A 16,330-nucleotide genomic window follows, 5' to 3' on the forward strand; every position below is an offset into this window, starting at 1 on the left:
GTCTCAGTCCGCCGCCAGGCGTTCGGTCCCGGCGGCGGTCTCAGTGGCTGCCCCGGGCCGCCCGGCGCACTCGCGGAAGATGCGCGCGGTACAGGTGCGGCAGGTCTCCGGATCGAGGCGCGCGACCACCGTGGCGATGGCCTCGGTCTTGCCTTTGAACAGATTTTCCCGTCCGATCGCGTCGATATAACCGCCTCGGTTGAGCGGCTCGCAGACCCCGGGCTTGAGCCGGATCAGATAGAGCCCGCCCCCCTCGGCGCGGCGGCGTGTCGCCTGCTCCACCAGGAATTCGGCCCCGGCCACGTCGATGAAGTTGATGCCGGTGGCGGAGATGATCAGGTGGCGTTGCGCGGGGCGTGCCTCCTCCAGGCGGTGCAGGGTCTCGGCGACAAAGTTGACCGCGCCGAAGAAGAGTGAACCGTCGAGCCGTGCGATCTTGATCTGGGGGCACTCCGGCAGGGCCGGGTCGGTCACGAAGTCGCGCCCCGGGGTGCGTGGGTCCGGCACCCGGGAGATCAGCTTGGGGCGCGAGGTGCGATTCAGATAGAGCCCGAGCGACAGGAGCACCCCGGCCAGGATGGCGAATTCCAACTGGAGAAACAGGGTGCTGAAGAAGGTCACTCCCAGCACCGTCGTCTCCGAGCGGCTGGTGCGCAGGATGTTGCGCACGGCGTGAAAATCGATCAGTCCCCAGGCGACCAGGAACAGGATGGCCGCCATGGCGGCGTTGGGCAGATAGGCGGCCATGGGGGCGACCAGCACCACCACCCCGACCAGGAAGGCCCCGGCCAGGACCGCCGCCAGCGGCGTCTTGGCCCCGGCCTGGTAGTTGAGCCCGCTGCGGTTGAAGGACCCGGTGGCCACATAGCCGGAGAAGAAGGCGCCGCCGATGTTGGACAGCCCCTGGCCGATGAACTCCTGATTGCCGTCGATGTGCTGGTGGGCGCGCGAGCCCAGTGAGCGGGCGATGGAGACCGCCTCGGTCAGGGCGAAGAGGCTCACCGCCAGGGCTGCCGGGGCGAGCTGGCGGATGGTGTCCAGCGAGAAGTCGGGCATGGACAGGGGCGGCAGCCCGGACGGCAGGGCGCCCACGGTGCTGATGCCGGTGGTCTGCACGCCCAGCACCTGATTCAGGCCGTAGGCGATCAGGCTGCCGCCGACCATGGCCGCGATCATGTACGGGAACCTGGGGAAGAACTGCCGCACGGCCAGGCCCAGCGCCAGGGTCGCCACCGCGACCCCGGTCACGAATGGATTCACATGCTCGACATTCAGCAGCAGGGTCCCGACGACCTCGTGCAGTCCCAGGCCGCGGGCGATGTCCAGTCCGAAGAAGTTCTTCACCTGGTTGCCGGCGATCAGGAAGGCCGCCCCGGCGGTGAAGCCGACCACCACCGAGTGCGAGATGAAGTTGACCAGGGTTCCGAGCCGTGCGAGCCCCATGGCCAGTTCCAGGATGCCGACCATGAAGGTCAGGGTCAGCGCCAGGCGCACATAGTCGGCCGTGCCGGGCTCGGCGAAGACGCTGAGCGTGGAGAAGAGCACGATGGAGGCCGCCGTGGTCGGACCCGAGACCAGGTGCCAGGAGGACCCCCAGAGGGCGGCGATGACGGCCGGGACCATGCCGGCGTAGAGCCCGTATTCCGGCGGCATCCCGGCGATGGTCGCGAAGGCTACACCCTGGGGCAGCACCACCACGGCGCCGGTGAGACCGGCGATCAGGTCGAACCTGAGGGTGTGTCGGTCGACCCGCTTCCACCAGCGCAGAAAGGGGAACAGGATCAGCAGCCAGGGCGGCAGACCGGGCGGCTTGGCGTGGTGGGCGGGCAGGGCGCCCGGGGCCGGACGGGAAGACATCGTGATACCTCTGGCGGGTCTGTCGGTCCCCCGCTGACGCGGGGCGGGTCAAGCGAGCCGATCCCCATCATCCGGCGCCCGGCGCCCGGCAGGGGTGTCGCCCGAGCAGTGCGAGGCAGTGGGACAGGCCGCACTCAATGAGTCTTTAACGATATGCTAATATATTCCCCCTTCAGATTCCAGCTTTCATGCCGATTCCTGTGCGATCATAGGGGGACTTGTCAACCCGCGGAGACCCTGAACCCATGAACGCAAACCCCTCCCTGCAACGCTACAACCTGCTCTCCCAACTCTTTCACTGGTCGGTGGTGGCCCTGATGATCGGCCTCGTGGTCACCGACAAGCTGCGCGCGGGCGCCCTCAAGGACACCCCGGAGCGCCTGGAGTGGCTGAACCTGCACATGTCGCTCGGCATCCTGCTGTTTCTGATCGTGATCGCCCGCATCGTCTGGACCCGCCTGAGCCCCCAGCCGGCACCGCTGCCCGGCGCCCAGTGGACCCTGATCACCGCCACGCTGACCCACGGGCTGCTCAATCTCGCGACGCTCCTGGTCCCGATCTTCGGCTACCTGCGCGCCGCCTCCAAGCCGCGGATGAGCGACTTCTTCGGCATCCAGATCCCGTCGGTGACCGGCGAACTCCCCTGGCTCAACGACGCCATGCACATCTTCCACGGTGAGCCAATGGAAGTCTTCTTTTACGCGGTGATCGCACTGCACGTCGCCGCGGCCCTCTGGCACCAGTACTACAAGCACGACGGGGCCTTGACGCGGATGCTGCCCTGGGGGGCGAGCGACCGGACGGTTTAGCCTGCATTGATCACCAACCCGATGCGTGATCAAGGCGGGGCGCAACGACCGCCCAGCGATCCCAGGCCGGTCGAGGACCCGGCGACCGCCGCGCAACGGATTGCGCGTGAGGGCCTGGCCTTCAATCGCCTGATCCTGGACTCGGTCAGCGCCGAGATCGCCGTACTGGACGGTAACGGGGTCATCCTGGCGGTCAACCAACCCTGGCAGCGGGTCGCGCTGGAGAACGGCAGCGAGCCCGCCCAGCCGGCCGCGGGAACCGGCGTCGGCGCCAATTACCTGGCGGTCTGCTGTGCCGTGGCCGACGCCGACGCGCAATCCAATGAGGCCGCGGTCGGTGCCGGCAACGGCATCCGGGCGGTGCTGACCGGCCAGATCGCCGACTTCCAGATGGAACTGCCCTGCCATTCACCGCACCGACAGCGCTGGTTCAGCATGAGTGTCACCCCGCTGGGATGCGCCGGCGCCGGCGTGGTCGTCGCGCATACCGACATCACCAACAAGCGCAAGCAGGCGGAGATCGCGCTGCAAAAATCCAACGAACTGTTCCAGTCCGTCTTGGACAATGTGCCGGCCCGCGTCTTCTGGAAGGATCGGCAGTCGTGCTATCTTGGCTGTAACAAATTGTTTGCGAACGATGCCGGGTGCGCCGACCCGGACGCTCTGAGCGGCAGGACCGACCTCGACCTGGCGTGGGCAGATCAGGCTGAATTATATCGCGCCGACGATCAGGCGGTGATGGACTCCGGCCGTCCCAGGCTGAATTACGAGGAGCCGCAGACGACGCCGGACGGTGACCTGATCTGGCTGCGCACCTCCAAGGTGCCGATGCGTGATGAAGACCATCAGGTCATCGGCATCCTGGGGGTCTACGAGGATATCACCGACGCGAAGCGCAGCGCCGATGAACTGGATCGACATCGCCACCACCTGGAGGAACTGGTTGAGACCCGCACCTGCGACCTGGAGGCCGCCAGGACCGCGGCGGATCGAGCTAACCGCGCCAAGACTGAATTCATTTCCACGATGAGCCATGAACTGCGCAGCCCGCTCAATGCGATCCTTGGATTCGCCCAACTACTGGAGTTCGAGGCCCCCCCGCCGACCCCCACGCAGCAGGATAGCATCACCCAGATCGTGCAGGCGGGTTGGCACTTGCTGACCCTGATCAACGACATCCTCGATCTCGGGAAGGTGGAGTCCGGTCGGACGCCGCTGACGCTGACGGCGGTGCCCCTGACCGAAATTGCAGGCGAATGCTGCGACATGATCGAACCGCAGGCGCAACAGCAGGGCATCCGGGTGACCAGGCAGCGGATCAGCACACCCCAGTGGGTGCGTGCCGACCGCACCAGGGTCAAGCAGGTGCTCATCAACCTGTTGTCGAACGCGGTTAAATATAACAGCCAGCCGGGGACGATCGAGGTGGACTGTGCCGCGAGCACCGCGGGACGCATCCGCGTGAGCGTCACGGACAGCGGCGCGGGATTGTCGCCGGAGCAACTGACACAGATCTTCCAACCGTTCAATCGTCTCGGCCAGGAGAAGAGCGGTAAGGAAGGTACCGGCATCGGGCTGGTGCTGGCCAAGCGGCTGGTCGAACTGATGGGGGGCGTCGTCGGCGTGGACAGCACCGTCGGGGTGGGCAGCGTATTTTGGTTTGAACTCGTCGCGACCGATGAACCGCTGACGCTGCCGCAGCCGGCGACGGAAGATTCAAAAGAGGGCGACGACGTGCCAATCGAGGGGATTGCTGGATATTATGATTGACCAAACTGCAATTCTTGACGCACGCATTTTGATCGTTGACGATCTGGAAGTGAATGTCAAGTTGCTGGCACGCATACTGGGCTCGGCCAAGTATCGCTGCGTCAGTTCGACCATGGACCCGGGCGCGGTCTGTTCGCTTCATCGCCGGCACCGCTACGACCTCATCGTGCTCGATCTGCTGATGCCGGATATGGACGGATTCCAGGTGATGGAAGGGCTCAAGGAGATCGAGCCGGACGGCTATCTGCCGGTGCTGGTCATCAGTGCTCAACCGGGGCACAAGCTGCGGGCGCTCAAGGCCGGCGCGCGCGATTTCATCAGCAAGCCATTTGAATTGCCCGAGGTGCTGGCGCGCGTCCACAACCAACTGGAAATGCACTTGATGCACAAGGAGTTACGTGATTTCAACGGCATTCTGGAGCAACGCGTTGCGGACCGCACCAGGGCCCTGAAGGACAGCTATCTGGAGACCATCTTCACGATGACGCGCGCGGCCGAGCACAAGGACGAGGACCTCGGTTCCCATGTGCAGCGCATCAGTCATTACAGCCGCGCGCTCGCCGTGCAGCTCGGCCTGGATAAAGAGTTCGTCGACCTGATTTTTTTCGCCAGCCCGATGCACGACATCGGCAAGATCGGTATCCCCGACCAGCTCCTGCTCAAGCCGGGCGCCTTGACGCCGGACGAGTGGGAGATCATGAAGCGGCACACCACGATGGGCGCTCGGATCCTCGGCCAGGGGACCTCGCCCTATCTCAGGATGGGTGCCGAGATCGCACGCAGTCACCACGAGCGGTGGGACGGCGGTGGTTATCCGCACGGCACGCGTGGTGAGGCGATTCCACTGGCGGCGCGCATCATGAATATCTGTGACATCTACGACGCCCTGCGCAGCAAGCGACCCTATAAGCCCGCCTTCGATCATCACCAGGCGTGCGAGATCATCATTCGGGGCGATAACCGCATCCAGCCCGAACATTTCGATCCGGCGATTCTGGCGGCGTTTACGCAGCACCAGCAGGTATTCGGCGACATTTTCGAGGAATGCACCACATAGCGGTGTTGATGGACCTGCCGATGCCGCTCATGGCCGGACTCGCTAATGATCCTCAAGGCCCGGTGAAGAACCGTCTGCACCGCCGACCGCTGGTCGGTGCGTCAACTCATCGCCGGCGACACGACTCCCGACCGCTGGTCTATCAGCACCAATCTTTGCTGTGTTTCGGCGCTGACTGTTCGCAGCCATTCCCAATATTTGGGGCATCTTGCAGAATCCTTTTGGAGGACAAAAGGGGCCGGGCCGGAATGGCGCTAAGTTAATCACGCGACCACATGAAAACAGCGACTGACGCGGCCAGCCGGCTGGCCGAAACGCTCCCATACCAGGCGGAACCCGGAAGAACCCGGATGAAAGGCGCGCGTGGGAGCGGCTTCAGCCGCGACGGGGCCAGGGCGGCTTGCGCGGTCGCGTCGCGGCTAACGTGGCATTGCAACTGTGTCATCGGGGCGCCATTCAGATTCAGACCCCGAGCGGTCCCTCGTTGGTGAACAGTTGCCCCAGGCGTTCGATTTCGGCGGGGGGGACGTGGCGCGGGTGGCCGGCGAGGATGCCGGTGACGTTGCGGAAGGGGGCGCCGATATGCATGCCGGCGCCGTCGATGGTGAAGGCGCGGATGTCCTTGTCGTGGGCGGAGCCGCGCATCTTGAGCACCGTCAGGCCGCGCTTCATCTCGCCGAACATCTCCACATAGCGCAACAGGATGATGGCGTCGGTGATGGTGGAGATGTGGGTTTCGGTGACCGACTCGCCGCCCATCAGGCTGCTGGTGGTGGCGGTGAAGAGGCCGGCGATCTCCTGGTGCTTGATGAAGCTCGTGAGGCTGATCACGAACTCGCGAAAGCCCTTGATGGAGCTGACCCGCTCCAGGGCGGAGAGGCTGTCCACCGCGACCCGGTTGGGTTTGAACGACTCGATCTCGCGCTTGATGCGGATCAAATGGTCTTCCAGCCCGGCGGCCTCCGGATAGACGGCGACCACCCGCAGCAGGCCTTCGCGCTCGTAGCGGTCGAAGTCGCGGCCCCAGCCGGAGGCATTGCGGCTCAATTGGTCGCGACTCTCCTCAAACGCCATCAGCAGTGAGCGCTCGCCCTGGGCCACGCCCCCGGCGATGAATTCGGTGGAGGTCAGGGTCTTGCCGCAGCCGGTGGCCCCGGATACCAGGATGACCGAATCGCGGAAGAAGCCGCCCCCGCACATGGCGTCGAGTTCGACATTGCCGGAGGTGATGCGCGTATAGGAGGAGCGCTGGTCCAACTCGATGGCGGAGAGCGGGATCACCACGATGCCCTGGTCGGGCATGATGGTGAAGGGGTACTCGCCCTTCTGGTGGACGGTGCCGCGGAACTTCAGGACCTCCATGGTGCGGCGGCGCTTCTCGCCCTCCAGGACGTTGCGCAGGATCAGCACGTTGTCGGTGACGAATTCCTCCACCCCGTGGCGGCTGATCTCGCCGTATTCATGGGTGCGCTCGGCCGTCATCACCGAGGTGACGCCCATGGCCTTGAGCGCGGAGGCGAGCCGGAACAGCTCGGCGCGGACGATGACCTCGTTCTCGAAGCGGGAGAACACGGCCCCCAGTGAGTCGATGGCCACCCGCGTGGCCCCGACCCGGCGCACCGCCGCCTCCACCCGGACCACCAGCGCGCCCAGGTCGAAGGCCCCGCTCACCACCACCTCGTCCCCCGGCTGGGGGGCGGCATCGACAAAGGTCCACTTGCCGGCCGCCTCCCAGGCGGCGACGTCCCAGCCGAGCGAGCCGACGTTGGCGCGGATGTCCGCGCCGGACTCCTCGAAGGTGACGAAGACCCCGGACTGGTCGAATTGGCGGATGCCCTCGGCCAGGAACTGGGCGGCGAAGATGGTCTTGGCGCTCCCGGCGGTGCCGGCCACCAGGGTGGTGCGGCCGGCGGGGATGCCGCCCAGGCCGATGTGGTCGAAGCCGTCGATGCCGGTGGCCAGCTTGGTGACGGAGGGAAGCTTGCCGGGTTCAGTCATGATGGTCTCCAACCAGATCGTCCGGACCGCTGAGGTCCAGACCGACCAGTACCTTGTCTTTGTTCGAGAGGTCTCCGATGATGCGCCGCAGCGGCGGGGGCAGGGCCTTGATCAGGGTCGGGGTGGCGATGATGCGCGCGTCCTCGGCCGCCTGGGGGTCCTCGATCACGTCGATGACCTCCATCTCGTAGCGCCCCGCCAGTTCCGTCTGGCAGATGCGCTGCAGGTTGGCGATGGCCCGGTTGCCCTGGGGCGTCCGGCCGGTGATATAGAGCCTCAAGAGGTACTTACCCATGATGCGGTGCGATCCGATCGTGTGTGGCGATGATGGCGCCCATGATTGACCTGGGGTCAGCCTGGTTGCGGTTCGGCGCTGAGCGACATGCGGCTCAGATAATAGCGGCGATAGTAGCCCGCCAGATAGCCCATGAGTTCCAGGACGACGATGCGGCCCTCCAGGGCGATGTGGCGCTCCTGCGTCGGGCTGATGCGTTGGCTGAGGCGCCGCAGGGCTTCGGTGTGCAACTCAATCACGTCGCGCGGCCCGGCCCCCATGAACCCCAGCCGTTCGGCCAGGGGGCGGGCGCTGCGCTCCTCCCCCGGTCGCAGGCGGAAGACCTGGCCGGCGGCGGTTTGTTCGATCAGGCCCTGGTAGTCCGTCAGCAATTCCTCGAACAGCCCGGGGTCGCTGTCGCGCAGGTTCGCCGCCCCGTAAAGGCGCGCCGTCTCCCCGGCCCGCCCGGTTTGCGAGAGCAGGCGCCCGACCCCGCGCTGCTCGCTCTCGCGCTGGTCGACCAGGTCCGCGGCCTCCGCCCGGCGCCGCTGCTGGCCGCGCAGCCGGTGGCGCTCCACCGCGTGGCGCAGGGCGCGGGCGAGTTGTCGGGCGTCCTGGTCGGCCGGGGACAGGTAATCCTCGGCGCCCGCCGCGATCAGGGTGCGGCCCAGGGACTCGTCCTCACTGGCGCCGCAGACCAGGATCGGCAGGTCCGGCGCCAGGGCGCGCAACTCGACCAGGGTCGGCGCCCATTGCTGCGCCGGCGGCTCCAGGCTCAGCAGGATGCAGTCGAACGGCCCGGCGGCCAGGCACTCGCGCCCGGCGGCCAGGCTCGCGGCCAGGGTCAACCGGAGCAAGCCGCCGCCGGGGCCATCCAAGAGCCGCCCGAGCGCGCGGCCGCGAGCCGGATCGGCCGCGATCAGCAGGACGGCGAGGCCCGGGTCGACCAGGCCGCCAGGGCAGCACGCCGACGGCGGCAGCGCGGCGGCCGGCGCGGTCTCCAACTCGGTCATGGTGCGGGGCACTCGGGGGTCGGTGAAGGAGGCTGATCCGAGTTGCGCGGGGTCGCGTCGGTCGGTGCAGCGGCAAGGATACCCGATCGCGCGGCGGGCGCGTCGGCCCAGGCGTCATGATCATCGCCCCCGGGTTGCCCGGCAGCGCGATCGGCGTGCCGCGCCAGCCACCGCGGGAGTTCCTGCGCGGCCATCGGCCGGCCGAAGAAGTAGCCCTGGGCCAGGTCGCAGCCCATGTCGCGCAAGGCCGCGGCGGCGGCCGCCGTCTCCACCCCCTCGGCGATCACCTGTTTGCCGTTGCCGTGGGCCAGGGTCAGGATCGCGCTGACCAGGGCGGCATTGCCGGCGTCGCCGACCAGGTCGTGGATAAAGCGCCCGTCGATCTTGATGGCCGCGATCGGCAGACGCCGCAGCGCCGGCAGCGAGGAATAGCCGGTCCCGAAGTCGTCCACATGCAGTGCCACCCCCAGGTCGGCGAAGCGTTGCAGCAGCGTGGGCGCGCGGTTGGTATAGGCGAACAGGGCGCCCTCGGCGATCTCCAGCACCAGCCGCCAGGGCGGGACCCGGTAGAGATCCAGGGCGGAAGCGACCAAGGCGAACAGGTCCCCCTGGGCGGACTGGATCGGCGAGAGGTTAACCGCCAGGGTGAAGGGCTCGGCCCCAGTGTCCAACCACTCACGCAACTGGCGGCACGCCTGGTCGATCACCCAGCGCCCGACATCGACGATCAGTCCGGTGCTCTCCAGCAGGGGCAGGAAATCGGCCGGACCGACGCGTCCGCACCCCGGGCGCTCCCAGCGCAGCAGGGCCTCGAAGCCAACGCAGCGCCCGGAATCGAGCGCCACCTGGGGCTGATAGTGCAGCACCAACTCGGAGTGGAGCAGTGCCTTGCGCAGGTCCCGCTCGATCTGCAGCCGGGATTCGGCGACCTGTGCGGTATCGCGGTCGAAGACCCGGAAGGCGTTGCCGCCCTCGCGTTTGGCCTCGTACATGGCGGAGTCGGCGCGGCGCACCAGTTCGTCCGCGTCCAGTGTCCCTCCCTGAAACAGGCTGATGCCGATGCTCGGGGTCACATAGAGTTCGTGTCCCTGCGGGTTGAAGGGCAGCAGGAATGAATCCAGCAAGCGCCGCCCGACCCGCTCCGCGCCCTGTTGGTCGGCCACATCGTAGAACACGGCCGTGAACTCGTCCCCGCCCCAGCGGGCCACCGTATCGGAGGTGCGCGGCAGGGCCTGCAGGCGCTCGGCCACCGCGCGCAGCACGGCATCGCCCATCTCGTGGCCCAGGGTGTCGTTGATCTCCTTGAAATGATCCAGGTCCATGAACAAGACCGCCAGGCCCTTGTGTTCCCGGATGGCGAGGGTGCGTGCATGCGCGAGGCGGTCGAAGAACAGGTCGCGGTTGGCGAGGCCCGTCAGGCGGTCCTCGAAGGCGAGGCGCTGGATGCGGGTCTCCTCGACCTTGCGCTCGGTGACGTCATGGAGCATGACCAGAAAGGCGGACTGTCCCTGCCAGCGCGTCTCCGTGACCCCCATGGCGGCTACCCCGGCGCTGCCGTCGTGGCGCACGATGCGGATCTCGGTCTGACTGATATCAGCGGAGTCCTGGGTAACGGGGATGCCGAACGGCTGCCCGATGAGGCCGCCCGGCGCCGCGTCCAACAGCGTCTCGGCCGCCCGATTGGCGAACCGGATACTGCCCAGGGCGTCCAGGATCAGGATGCCGGTGCGGTTGTCTTGGATCAGGCTGTGGAAATTCTGGCGGGTCTCGTCCAGGTCGCGCGCCATCGCCGTGCGCTCGGTATGGTCGCGCATCAGTGCGATGGCGTGCCAGGACTGGTCCAGCCACAGCGGCAGTACCGACAGTTCCACGGCAACCCGGCTGCCGTCGTAGCGCAGGGCGGTCTGGGTGACGGTCTTACCGAGCACCTCCCCGCGGCCGTCCCGGGCGAAACTCTCCAGGCCCCGCCGACAGCGCTCCTGGAGCTCCGGCGGCGCCAGGGTGGCGTGGGCGTCGCGCCCGATCAGGGTGCCGGGGGGATAGCCGAGCAGGTGTTCCGCCGCGGGGTTGGCATAGGCGATCCGCCCCCGGTCGTCGGTCAGAAAGACCCCGTCCAGGGCGGTGTCGGCGACCGCGCGCAGGGTCCCCCGCTGGGCCTCCAGGGCGGTACCGGGGGCCGCCGTGGGTGCTGCCTGACCGACTGCGGTCGGGGTCGCCCGGTGGGCGCCGCGCAGCCGCCAGCCCAGCACGAGCCCGACTATCAGCAGGGCGACGAGGGCCAGGGCGTGCGAGCGCGCCGCGCGTGGTGCGGCGCTCGTGCCGGGCGGCAGTCCCGACGGGGCGAGGGACCGGTCCACCGGCTGGCCGGAGGTCGGGATCGTCCCGTGCGTCGGCGCCTGCGGGGCCTCTCCCGCGGCGGCCTGATCAGGGCGCGCCGCGCCCAGCGCCGCCGCGGGCGCGCAGAGCACGGCCAGGGTCAAGGTCAACAGCAGGGTCCGCGCCAGGGACCGGGTCGGTCCCAGGTCGCGCGACGGAATCGCCTCAGCCATGGTGGTCTGCGCGGGTCTTGCAGGGTGTAGGGACCATGGGTCTGACCCGCGTCGCGACAGGGTTGAAGGGGTGCCGACGCCGCATGATATGGGTGCGGCTAGGCGGCCGGTTCGAGCAAAAAAATGCGTGCATGGCGGGTGCGTCCGCCGACGCGCAGTACGGTTGTCCACCTCTCAATGGTAGCCGATTTCTCCCGGTTTTAGCACGGACCCTGGCCGCTCGATCCTGCACAATAAAAGACCCCCGATGCCGGGGGGAGGCAACGGGGGTTTCGGGCAGGTCGGGCCGCACCGGTGGAGGGGACACCAGGCACCGCTCAACCTGCTTGAAGTCTAGGCCGGCGCGGGCTCATGGCGTGTGTCCGCCGTCACAGGTTCGACACCGGCGGTCGGCGGTCGGCGGTCGCGTCGGATCGGGGCGGGCGTTAGAATCACCCGGACCCCACCACCCACGGACGCCACCCATGCCGCATCGCCCCCTCCCCACCGGCTCGCACCGCTACCGGCTTCCCGTCCTCGCGCTGGCCTGCGCGGGTGCCTTGGGCCTGCTCCAAGGTTGCGGGTCGGACACCATGCCCGCGGCCCCGGCGGCCGCCCCCCCGGCGGTGGTGGTGGTCGCGGCCAAACAGGCCCCGGTGGAAGAGCAGGTCCAGTTTATCGGTCGGGTGGTGGCGGTGGACCGCGTGGACCTCCAGGCTCGGGTGCAGGGGTTCCTGAAGGAGCGCAAATTCTCCGAGGGGCAGGACGTCAAGGTTGGTGAACTGCTCTTTGTGATCGAGCCCGAGCAGTATCAGGCGGTGGTGACCCAGCGCGAGGCGGACCTGACCAAGGCGGTGGCCGACGAGCAGAACGCCCGCGCCCAGTTGGCCCGCGGTATGGAGTTGGTCAAGCAGAAGAATATCGCCCAGTCCGAGGTGGATAAACTCCAGGCGGCCCAGTCCATCGCCAAGGCCGGTATCGCCCAGGCCCAGGCGGCCCTGGACGCGGCCAAACTGGATCTCAACTACACGCGCATCATCGCCCCCGTCGCCGGGCGTATCGGGCTCGCCAAATATAGTGTGGGCACCCTGGTGGGGCCCGCCAGCGGTACCCTCGCCACCATCGTGAGCAGCAACCCGATCGACGTGAAGTTCCCCGTGACCCAGCGCGAACTCCTGCAGGCGCGCCGCGATATCGAGGCGGGGGGCGGGGACCCGTCGAAGGTCGTGGTACTGGCGCGGCTTTCCGACGACTCGCTCTATGAGCATCAGGGCAAACTCAATTTCATCGACGTCACCACCGACCGGGGCACCGACAGCGTGACCCTGCGCGCGGTCTTCCCCAACCCCAAGGGCATCCTGGTGGACGGCCAGTATGTCGGGGTCCTGGTCCAGGACGATACCCCGACGCTGGCGATTCTGGTGCCGCAGTCGGCCCTGCAGTTGGACCAACAGGGGACCTTCGTGCTGATCGTCGCCGCGGACCAGAAGGCGCAACTGCGCCGTATCCAGACCGGCCCCTCGGTGGGCGCCGACGTGGTGGTGCGCGCGGGCCTGAGCGCGGGCGAGCTCGTGATCACCGAGGGTCTCCAGAAGGTCCGGCCCGGCATCCTGGTGACCGCGGCCCCGGCCCAGAGTGCGACCCAAGCGCCCGCGGGCCTGGTGGCGCCATGATCTCGGACGTCTTCATCGACCGCCCGCGCCTCTCGATCGTCATCTCGGTCGTCATCCTGCTCGCCGGTATCATCAGTATCGGCGCCATCCCGGTCGCCCAGCTCCCCGACATAGTCCCGCCCCAGGTGACGGTGACCGGCGCCTACCCGGGGGCCAGCGCCGCGGTGGTGGAGTCCACCGTGGCCCAGCCGGTGGAGTCCAAGGTCAACGGCGTCGACAATATGCTCTATATGGGCTCGACCAGCGGCAATGACGGCAGCTATTCGCTCAACGTCACCTTCGCCCTGGGCACGGACCCGGATCTGAATACCGTCAACGTCCAGAATCGGGTGAACCTGGCCTTGCCCCAGCTCCCGGAGGAGCTCAAGCGCACCGGGCTCACGGTGCAGAAGCAGTCCACCGCGATGCTCCAGGTGGTCTCTCTTTACTCCCCCAAGGGGACCTATGACAGCCTCTTTCTGAGCAACTACGCCACCATCAATGTGGTCGACACCCTGGCCCGGGTGCCCGGGGTGGGCCGGGTCAACCAGTTCGGTGCGCTCGATTACAGCATGCGCATCTGGCTGGACTCCGCGCGCCTGACCGCGCTCGGGATCACGCCGACGGACGTCATGGCGGCGATCAAGAGCCAGAACATCCAGGCGGCGGTCGGGCGCATCGGCGCCCAGCCCATGTCCAACGACGCCCAGTTCCAGATCACGCTCCAGACCAAGGGGCGGCTCTCGGAGGTCAAGGAGTTCGAGTCCATCGTGGTGCGTGCCAACCCGGACGGTTCCACCGTGCGGGTGAAGGATTTGGGCCGGGTCGAGTTGGGTTCCAAACAGTCCGACTCCACCAGCCGACTGGACGGGGCGCCCTGCGCCAGCGTGGCCATCTATCTCGCCCCCGGGGCCAATGCCGTGAAGGTGGCGCAGGCGATCGACAAAGCGATGGTGCGCCTGGCGGAGCGGTTCCCGGACGGCCTCACCTATGCGGTCGTCTATGACACCACCGAGTTCGTCAATGCGAGCCTGGAGAAGGTGATCCACACCCTCCTGGAGGCCTTCGTGCTGGTGATCATCGTGGTCTTTCTCTTCCTGGGCAGTTGGCGCGCCACCCTGATTCCGTTGGTCGCGGTGCCGGTGGCCCTGGTGGGCACCTTCGCCGGGCTGCTCGCCATCGGCTTTTCGGCCAATACGGTGTCACTGCTCGCGGTGGTGCTCGCCATCGGGATCGTGGTGGACGACGCCATCGTGGTGGTGGAGAACGTCGAGCGCATCATGGAAGAGGACCAACTGCCGCCGCGGGAGGCGGCCAAGAAGGCGATGGGGCAGATCACCGGGCCCATCCTCGCCATCACGCTGGTGCTGCTCTCGGTCTTTCTGCCGGTCGCCTTCATCCCCGGCATCACCGGGCAGCTCTTCCAGCAGTTCGCCGCGGTGGTTGCCTTCTCTATGCTGATCTCGGCGGTCAATGCGCTCACCCTGTCGCCGGCCCTGTGCGCGGTGCTGCTCAAACCGGGCCACCAGCGGCGCGGCCTCATGGGGCGGATGATGAACGGGATCGACGCGGTGCGCGATGGTTATGCCGGCATCGTTACGCGCCTGGTACGCATTGCGATGCTGGTGGTGGTACTGATCATCGGGATCGGCCTTGCGACCGGCTGGCTGTTCAAGACCACGCCCACGGGTTTTCTGCCGGTCGAGGACCAGGGCGCCTTCATGGCCGAGATCCAACTCCCGCAGGGGGCCTCGCTCAACCGGACGCTCGAGGTGGTCAAACAGGTCGAGACCATCATCGCGGCCGACCCCGCGGTGGCCCATGTGCTCGCCATCCCCGGCTTCAGCATCATGGACGGCGTGGTGCAGTCCAACAGCGCCTTTGCCATCGGGCGGCTCAAGCCATTCGCCGAGCGCACCACGCCGGACCTGACGGTGGACGCGGCCATCGCGCGCATTCGCGCCCAGACCAACGCCATCGCCGCCGCCATGATCATCCCCTTCAACCTCCCGCCGATCATCGGGCTCGGCACCGGCAGCGGGTTCGAGTACAAGCTCCAGGACCTGCAGGGCCGCACCCCGGAGGAACTGTCGGCGGCGATGCGCGCCCTGGTCCTGGCCGCCAATCAGGACCAGCGCCTGCAAGGCGTCTTCTCGACCTGGGCGACCAACAACCCCCAGGTCTTCCTCGACATCGACCGCGAGAAGGCGCAGACCCTAGGCGTTACGATCAGCGACCTCTTCACCGCCCTGCAGGCCACGCTCGGCGGCTACTATGTCAACGATTTCAATAAATTCGGACGCATCTGGCAGGTCAATATCCAGGGCGACACGAGTGACCGCAACCGCTTCGATGACGTCTATCGTATCCATGTGCGCAACAGCCAGGGGGATATGGTCCCGATCCGCGCCCTGATGACACCCAAACTGATCCTGGGACCCCAGTTGATCCAGCGCTACAACAACTACCGCAGTGTCACCATTCAGGGCGGACCGGCCCCCGGGCGCTCCACCGGCGAGGCCCTGGCGGCGATGGCGAGCCTCTCCGCCACCACCCTGCCGAGCGGCTTCGGCTATGAGTGGACCGGCACCGCCTTCCAGGAGTTGGAGGCGGGGGGCAAGACCACTGCCGTGCTGGGGCTCGCGGTGCTTTTCGCCTATCTCTTCCTGGTCGGGCTCTATGAGAGTTGGTCGATGCCGGCGGCGGTGCTGCTCTCGGTCATCGTCGGCGTGCTGGGCGCCATGATCGCCCTGCGCCTCACCGGCCTGCCCAATGACCTCTATGCCCAGGTGGGCCTGGTGGTATTGATCGGACTGGCGAGCAAGAATGCCATTCTCATCGTCGAATTCGCCATGGAACAGCGCCGCCACGGCAAATCCATCCTGGAGGCCGCCACCACCGCCGCCCGCCTGCGTATTCGCGCCGTCCTCATGACCAGCTTCGCCTTCATCCTCGGCCTGATCCCGCTGGTCATTGCCGATGGTGCCGGTCAGGCCAGCCAGCGGGCCGTGGGTACCGCCGTGTTCGGCGGCATGTTGGCCGCGTCCATCCTCGGCATCTTCCTCATCCCCATGCTCTATGTCGTCTTCCAGCGCCTGCGGGAACTGGTCCACGGCCAGCCCGCCGCGGCTGCCCGCAGTGCCGGTCAACCAGAGGGCGCCGGGCACCCGCCGGGCCTTTGACCCCAGAAAAAGCGGTTTAGCCGCAAATGAACGCTAATGGACGCAAATAATCAGAGACTTGGCCTTTACTGCATGTTTACCGACCGGGTGACGCCCACGACGATGCTAACCAGCAGATTTATTTGCGCTTATTTGCGTTTATTTGCGGCCAAATACTCTTTTTGGGTTGACGCGACCGGCCCGCCGGGGG

General features: G+C 67.1%; 10 protein-coding genes. 5 read left to right on the forward strand and 5 right to left on the reverse strand.

The genetic code is table 11. From position 1 onward, the window contains the following. Nucleotides 1-3: 3 nt before the first annotated feature. Complete coding sequence (locus THSYN_RS14185) at nucleotides 4-1,857, reverse strand: SulP family inorganic anion transporter (RefSeq protein WP_100919713.1); 1,854 nt, start codon at nucleotides 1,855-1,857, stop codon at nucleotides 4-6. 245 nt (nucleotides 1,858-2,102) lie between these two features. On the opposite strand from THSYN_RS14185, the gene THSYN_RS14190 reads away from it, so the two are divergent. The 3 genes from THSYN_RS14190 to THSYN_RS14200 are packed head-to-tail and all read left to right on the forward strand — an operon-like array spanning nucleotide 2,103 to nucleotide 5,493. Next, nucleotides 2,103-2,666 carry a cytochrome b gene (locus tag THSYN_RS14190; protein WP_100919714.1) on the forward strand — a complete coding sequence of 188 codons (564 nt, stop codon included), beginning with the start codon at nucleotides 2,103-2,105 and terminating at the stop codon, nucleotides 2,664-2,666. Between the two features lie 21 nt (nucleotides 2,667-2,687). After that, nucleotides 2,688-4,436 (forward strand): PAS domain-containing sensor histidine kinase, encoded by a 1,749-nt coding sequence (locus THSYN_RS35315; RefSeq protein ID WP_100919715.1) that lies wholly within the window; start codon nucleotides 2,688-2,690, stop codon nucleotides 4,434-4,436. Then, entirely contained in the window at nucleotides 4,429-5,493 is a 1,065-nt protein-coding gene (locus THSYN_RS14200; RefSeq protein ID WP_100919716.1) for an HD domain-containing phosphohydrolase, read from the forward strand. Before THSYN_RS35315 ends, THSYN_RS14200 begins: the two co-directional genes overlap by 8 nt. Before the next feature lie 462 nt (nucleotides 5,494-5,955). Here the strand turns inward: THSYN_RS14200 and kaiC are convergent, their stop codons facing one another. The 4 genes from kaiC to THSYN_RS14220 are packed head-to-tail and all read right to left on the reverse strand — an operon-like array spanning nucleotide 5,956 to nucleotide 11,327. After that, nucleotides 5,956-7,491 carry a circadian clock protein KaiC gene (kaiC, locus tag THSYN_RS14205; protein WP_100919717.1) on the reverse strand — a complete coding sequence of 512 codons (1,536 nt, stop codon included), beginning with the start codon at nucleotides 7,489-7,491 and terminating at the stop codon, nucleotides 5,956-5,958. Continuing rightward, on the reverse strand, nucleotides 7,484-7,789 hold the full coding sequence (gene kaiB, locus THSYN_RS14210; RefSeq protein ID WP_216644788.1) for a circadian clock protein KaiB: 306 nt from the start codon (nucleotides 7,787-7,789) through the stop codon (nucleotides 7,484-7,486). The genes kaiC and kaiB overlap by 8 nt, the downstream gene beginning before the upstream one ends. A gap of 53 nt (nucleotides 7,790-7,842) precedes the next feature. Then, nucleotides 7,843-8,790, reverse strand: coding sequence for a DNA-binding transcriptional response regulator (locus THSYN_RS14215; protein ID WP_157817663.1), 948 nt, complete (start codon nucleotides 8,788-8,790; stop codon nucleotides 7,843-7,845). Beyond that, entirely contained in the window at nucleotides 8,775-11,327 is a 2,553-nt protein-coding gene (locus tag THSYN_RS14220; RefSeq protein ID WP_100919720.1) for a putative bifunctional diguanylate cyclase/phosphodiesterase, read from the reverse strand. The genes THSYN_RS14215 and THSYN_RS14220 overlap by 16 nt, the downstream gene beginning before the upstream one ends. 464 nt (nucleotides 11,328-11,791) lie before the next feature. Between THSYN_RS14220 and THSYN_RS14225 the strand changes: the two genes are divergently transcribed. Next, a complete protein-coding gene (locus tag THSYN_RS14225; RefSeq protein ID WP_100919721.1) occupies nucleotides 11,792-12,979 on the forward strand; it encodes an efflux RND transporter periplasmic adaptor subunit in 1,188 nt (395 codons plus the stop codon). Next, nucleotides 12,976-16,140 carry an efflux RND transporter permease subunit gene (locus tag THSYN_RS14230; RefSeq protein ID WP_100919722.1) on the forward strand — a complete coding sequence of 1,055 codons (3,165 nt, stop codon included), beginning with the start codon at nucleotides 12,976-12,978 and terminating at the stop codon, nucleotides 16,138-16,140. The genes THSYN_RS14225 and THSYN_RS14230 overlap by 4 nt, the downstream gene beginning before the upstream one ends. The last annotated feature ends 190 nt before the right edge of the window (nucleotides 16,141-16,330 follow it).

Origin of the sequence: Candidatus Thiodictyon syntrophicum, from assembly GCF_002813775.1 — a bacterium.
Lineage (GTDB): Bacteria > Pseudomonadota > Gammaproteobacteria > Chromatiales > Chromatiaceae > Thiodictyon > Thiodictyon syntrophicum.

Bases quoted from the DNA above. Each gene is read 5' to 3' on its own strand.
- THSYN_RS14185 (WP_100919713.1), bottom strand. From the start codon at position 1,857: ATGTCTTCCCGTCCGGCCCCGGGCGCCCTGCCCGCCCACCACGCCAAG.
- THSYN_RS14190 (WP_100919714.1), top strand. From the start codon at position 2,103: ATGAACGCAAACCCCTCCCTGCAACGCTACAACCTGCTCTCCCAACTC.
- THSYN_RS35315 (WP_100919715.1), top strand. From the start codon at position 2,688: ATGCGTGATCAAGGCGGGGCGCAACGACCGCCCAGCGATCCCAGGCCG.
- THSYN_RS14200 (WP_100919716.1), top strand. From the start codon at position 4,429: ATGATTGACCAAACTGCAATTCTTGACGCACGCATTTTGATCGTTGAC.
- kaiC (WP_100919717.1), bottom strand. From the start codon at position 7,491: ATGACTGAACCCGGCAAGCTTCCCTCCGTCACCAAGCTGGCCACCGGC.
- THSYN_RS14220 (WP_100919720.1), bottom strand. From the start codon at position 11,327: ATGGCTGAGGCGATTCCGTCGCGCGACCTGGGACCGACCCGGTCCCTG.
- THSYN_RS14225 (WP_100919721.1), top strand. From the start codon at position 11,792: ATGCCGCATCGCCCCCTCCCCACCGGCTCGCACCGCTACCGGCTTCCC.
- THSYN_RS14230 (WP_100919722.1), top strand. From the start codon at position 12,976: ATGATCTCGGACGTCTTCATCGACCGCCCGCGCCTCTCGATCGTCATC.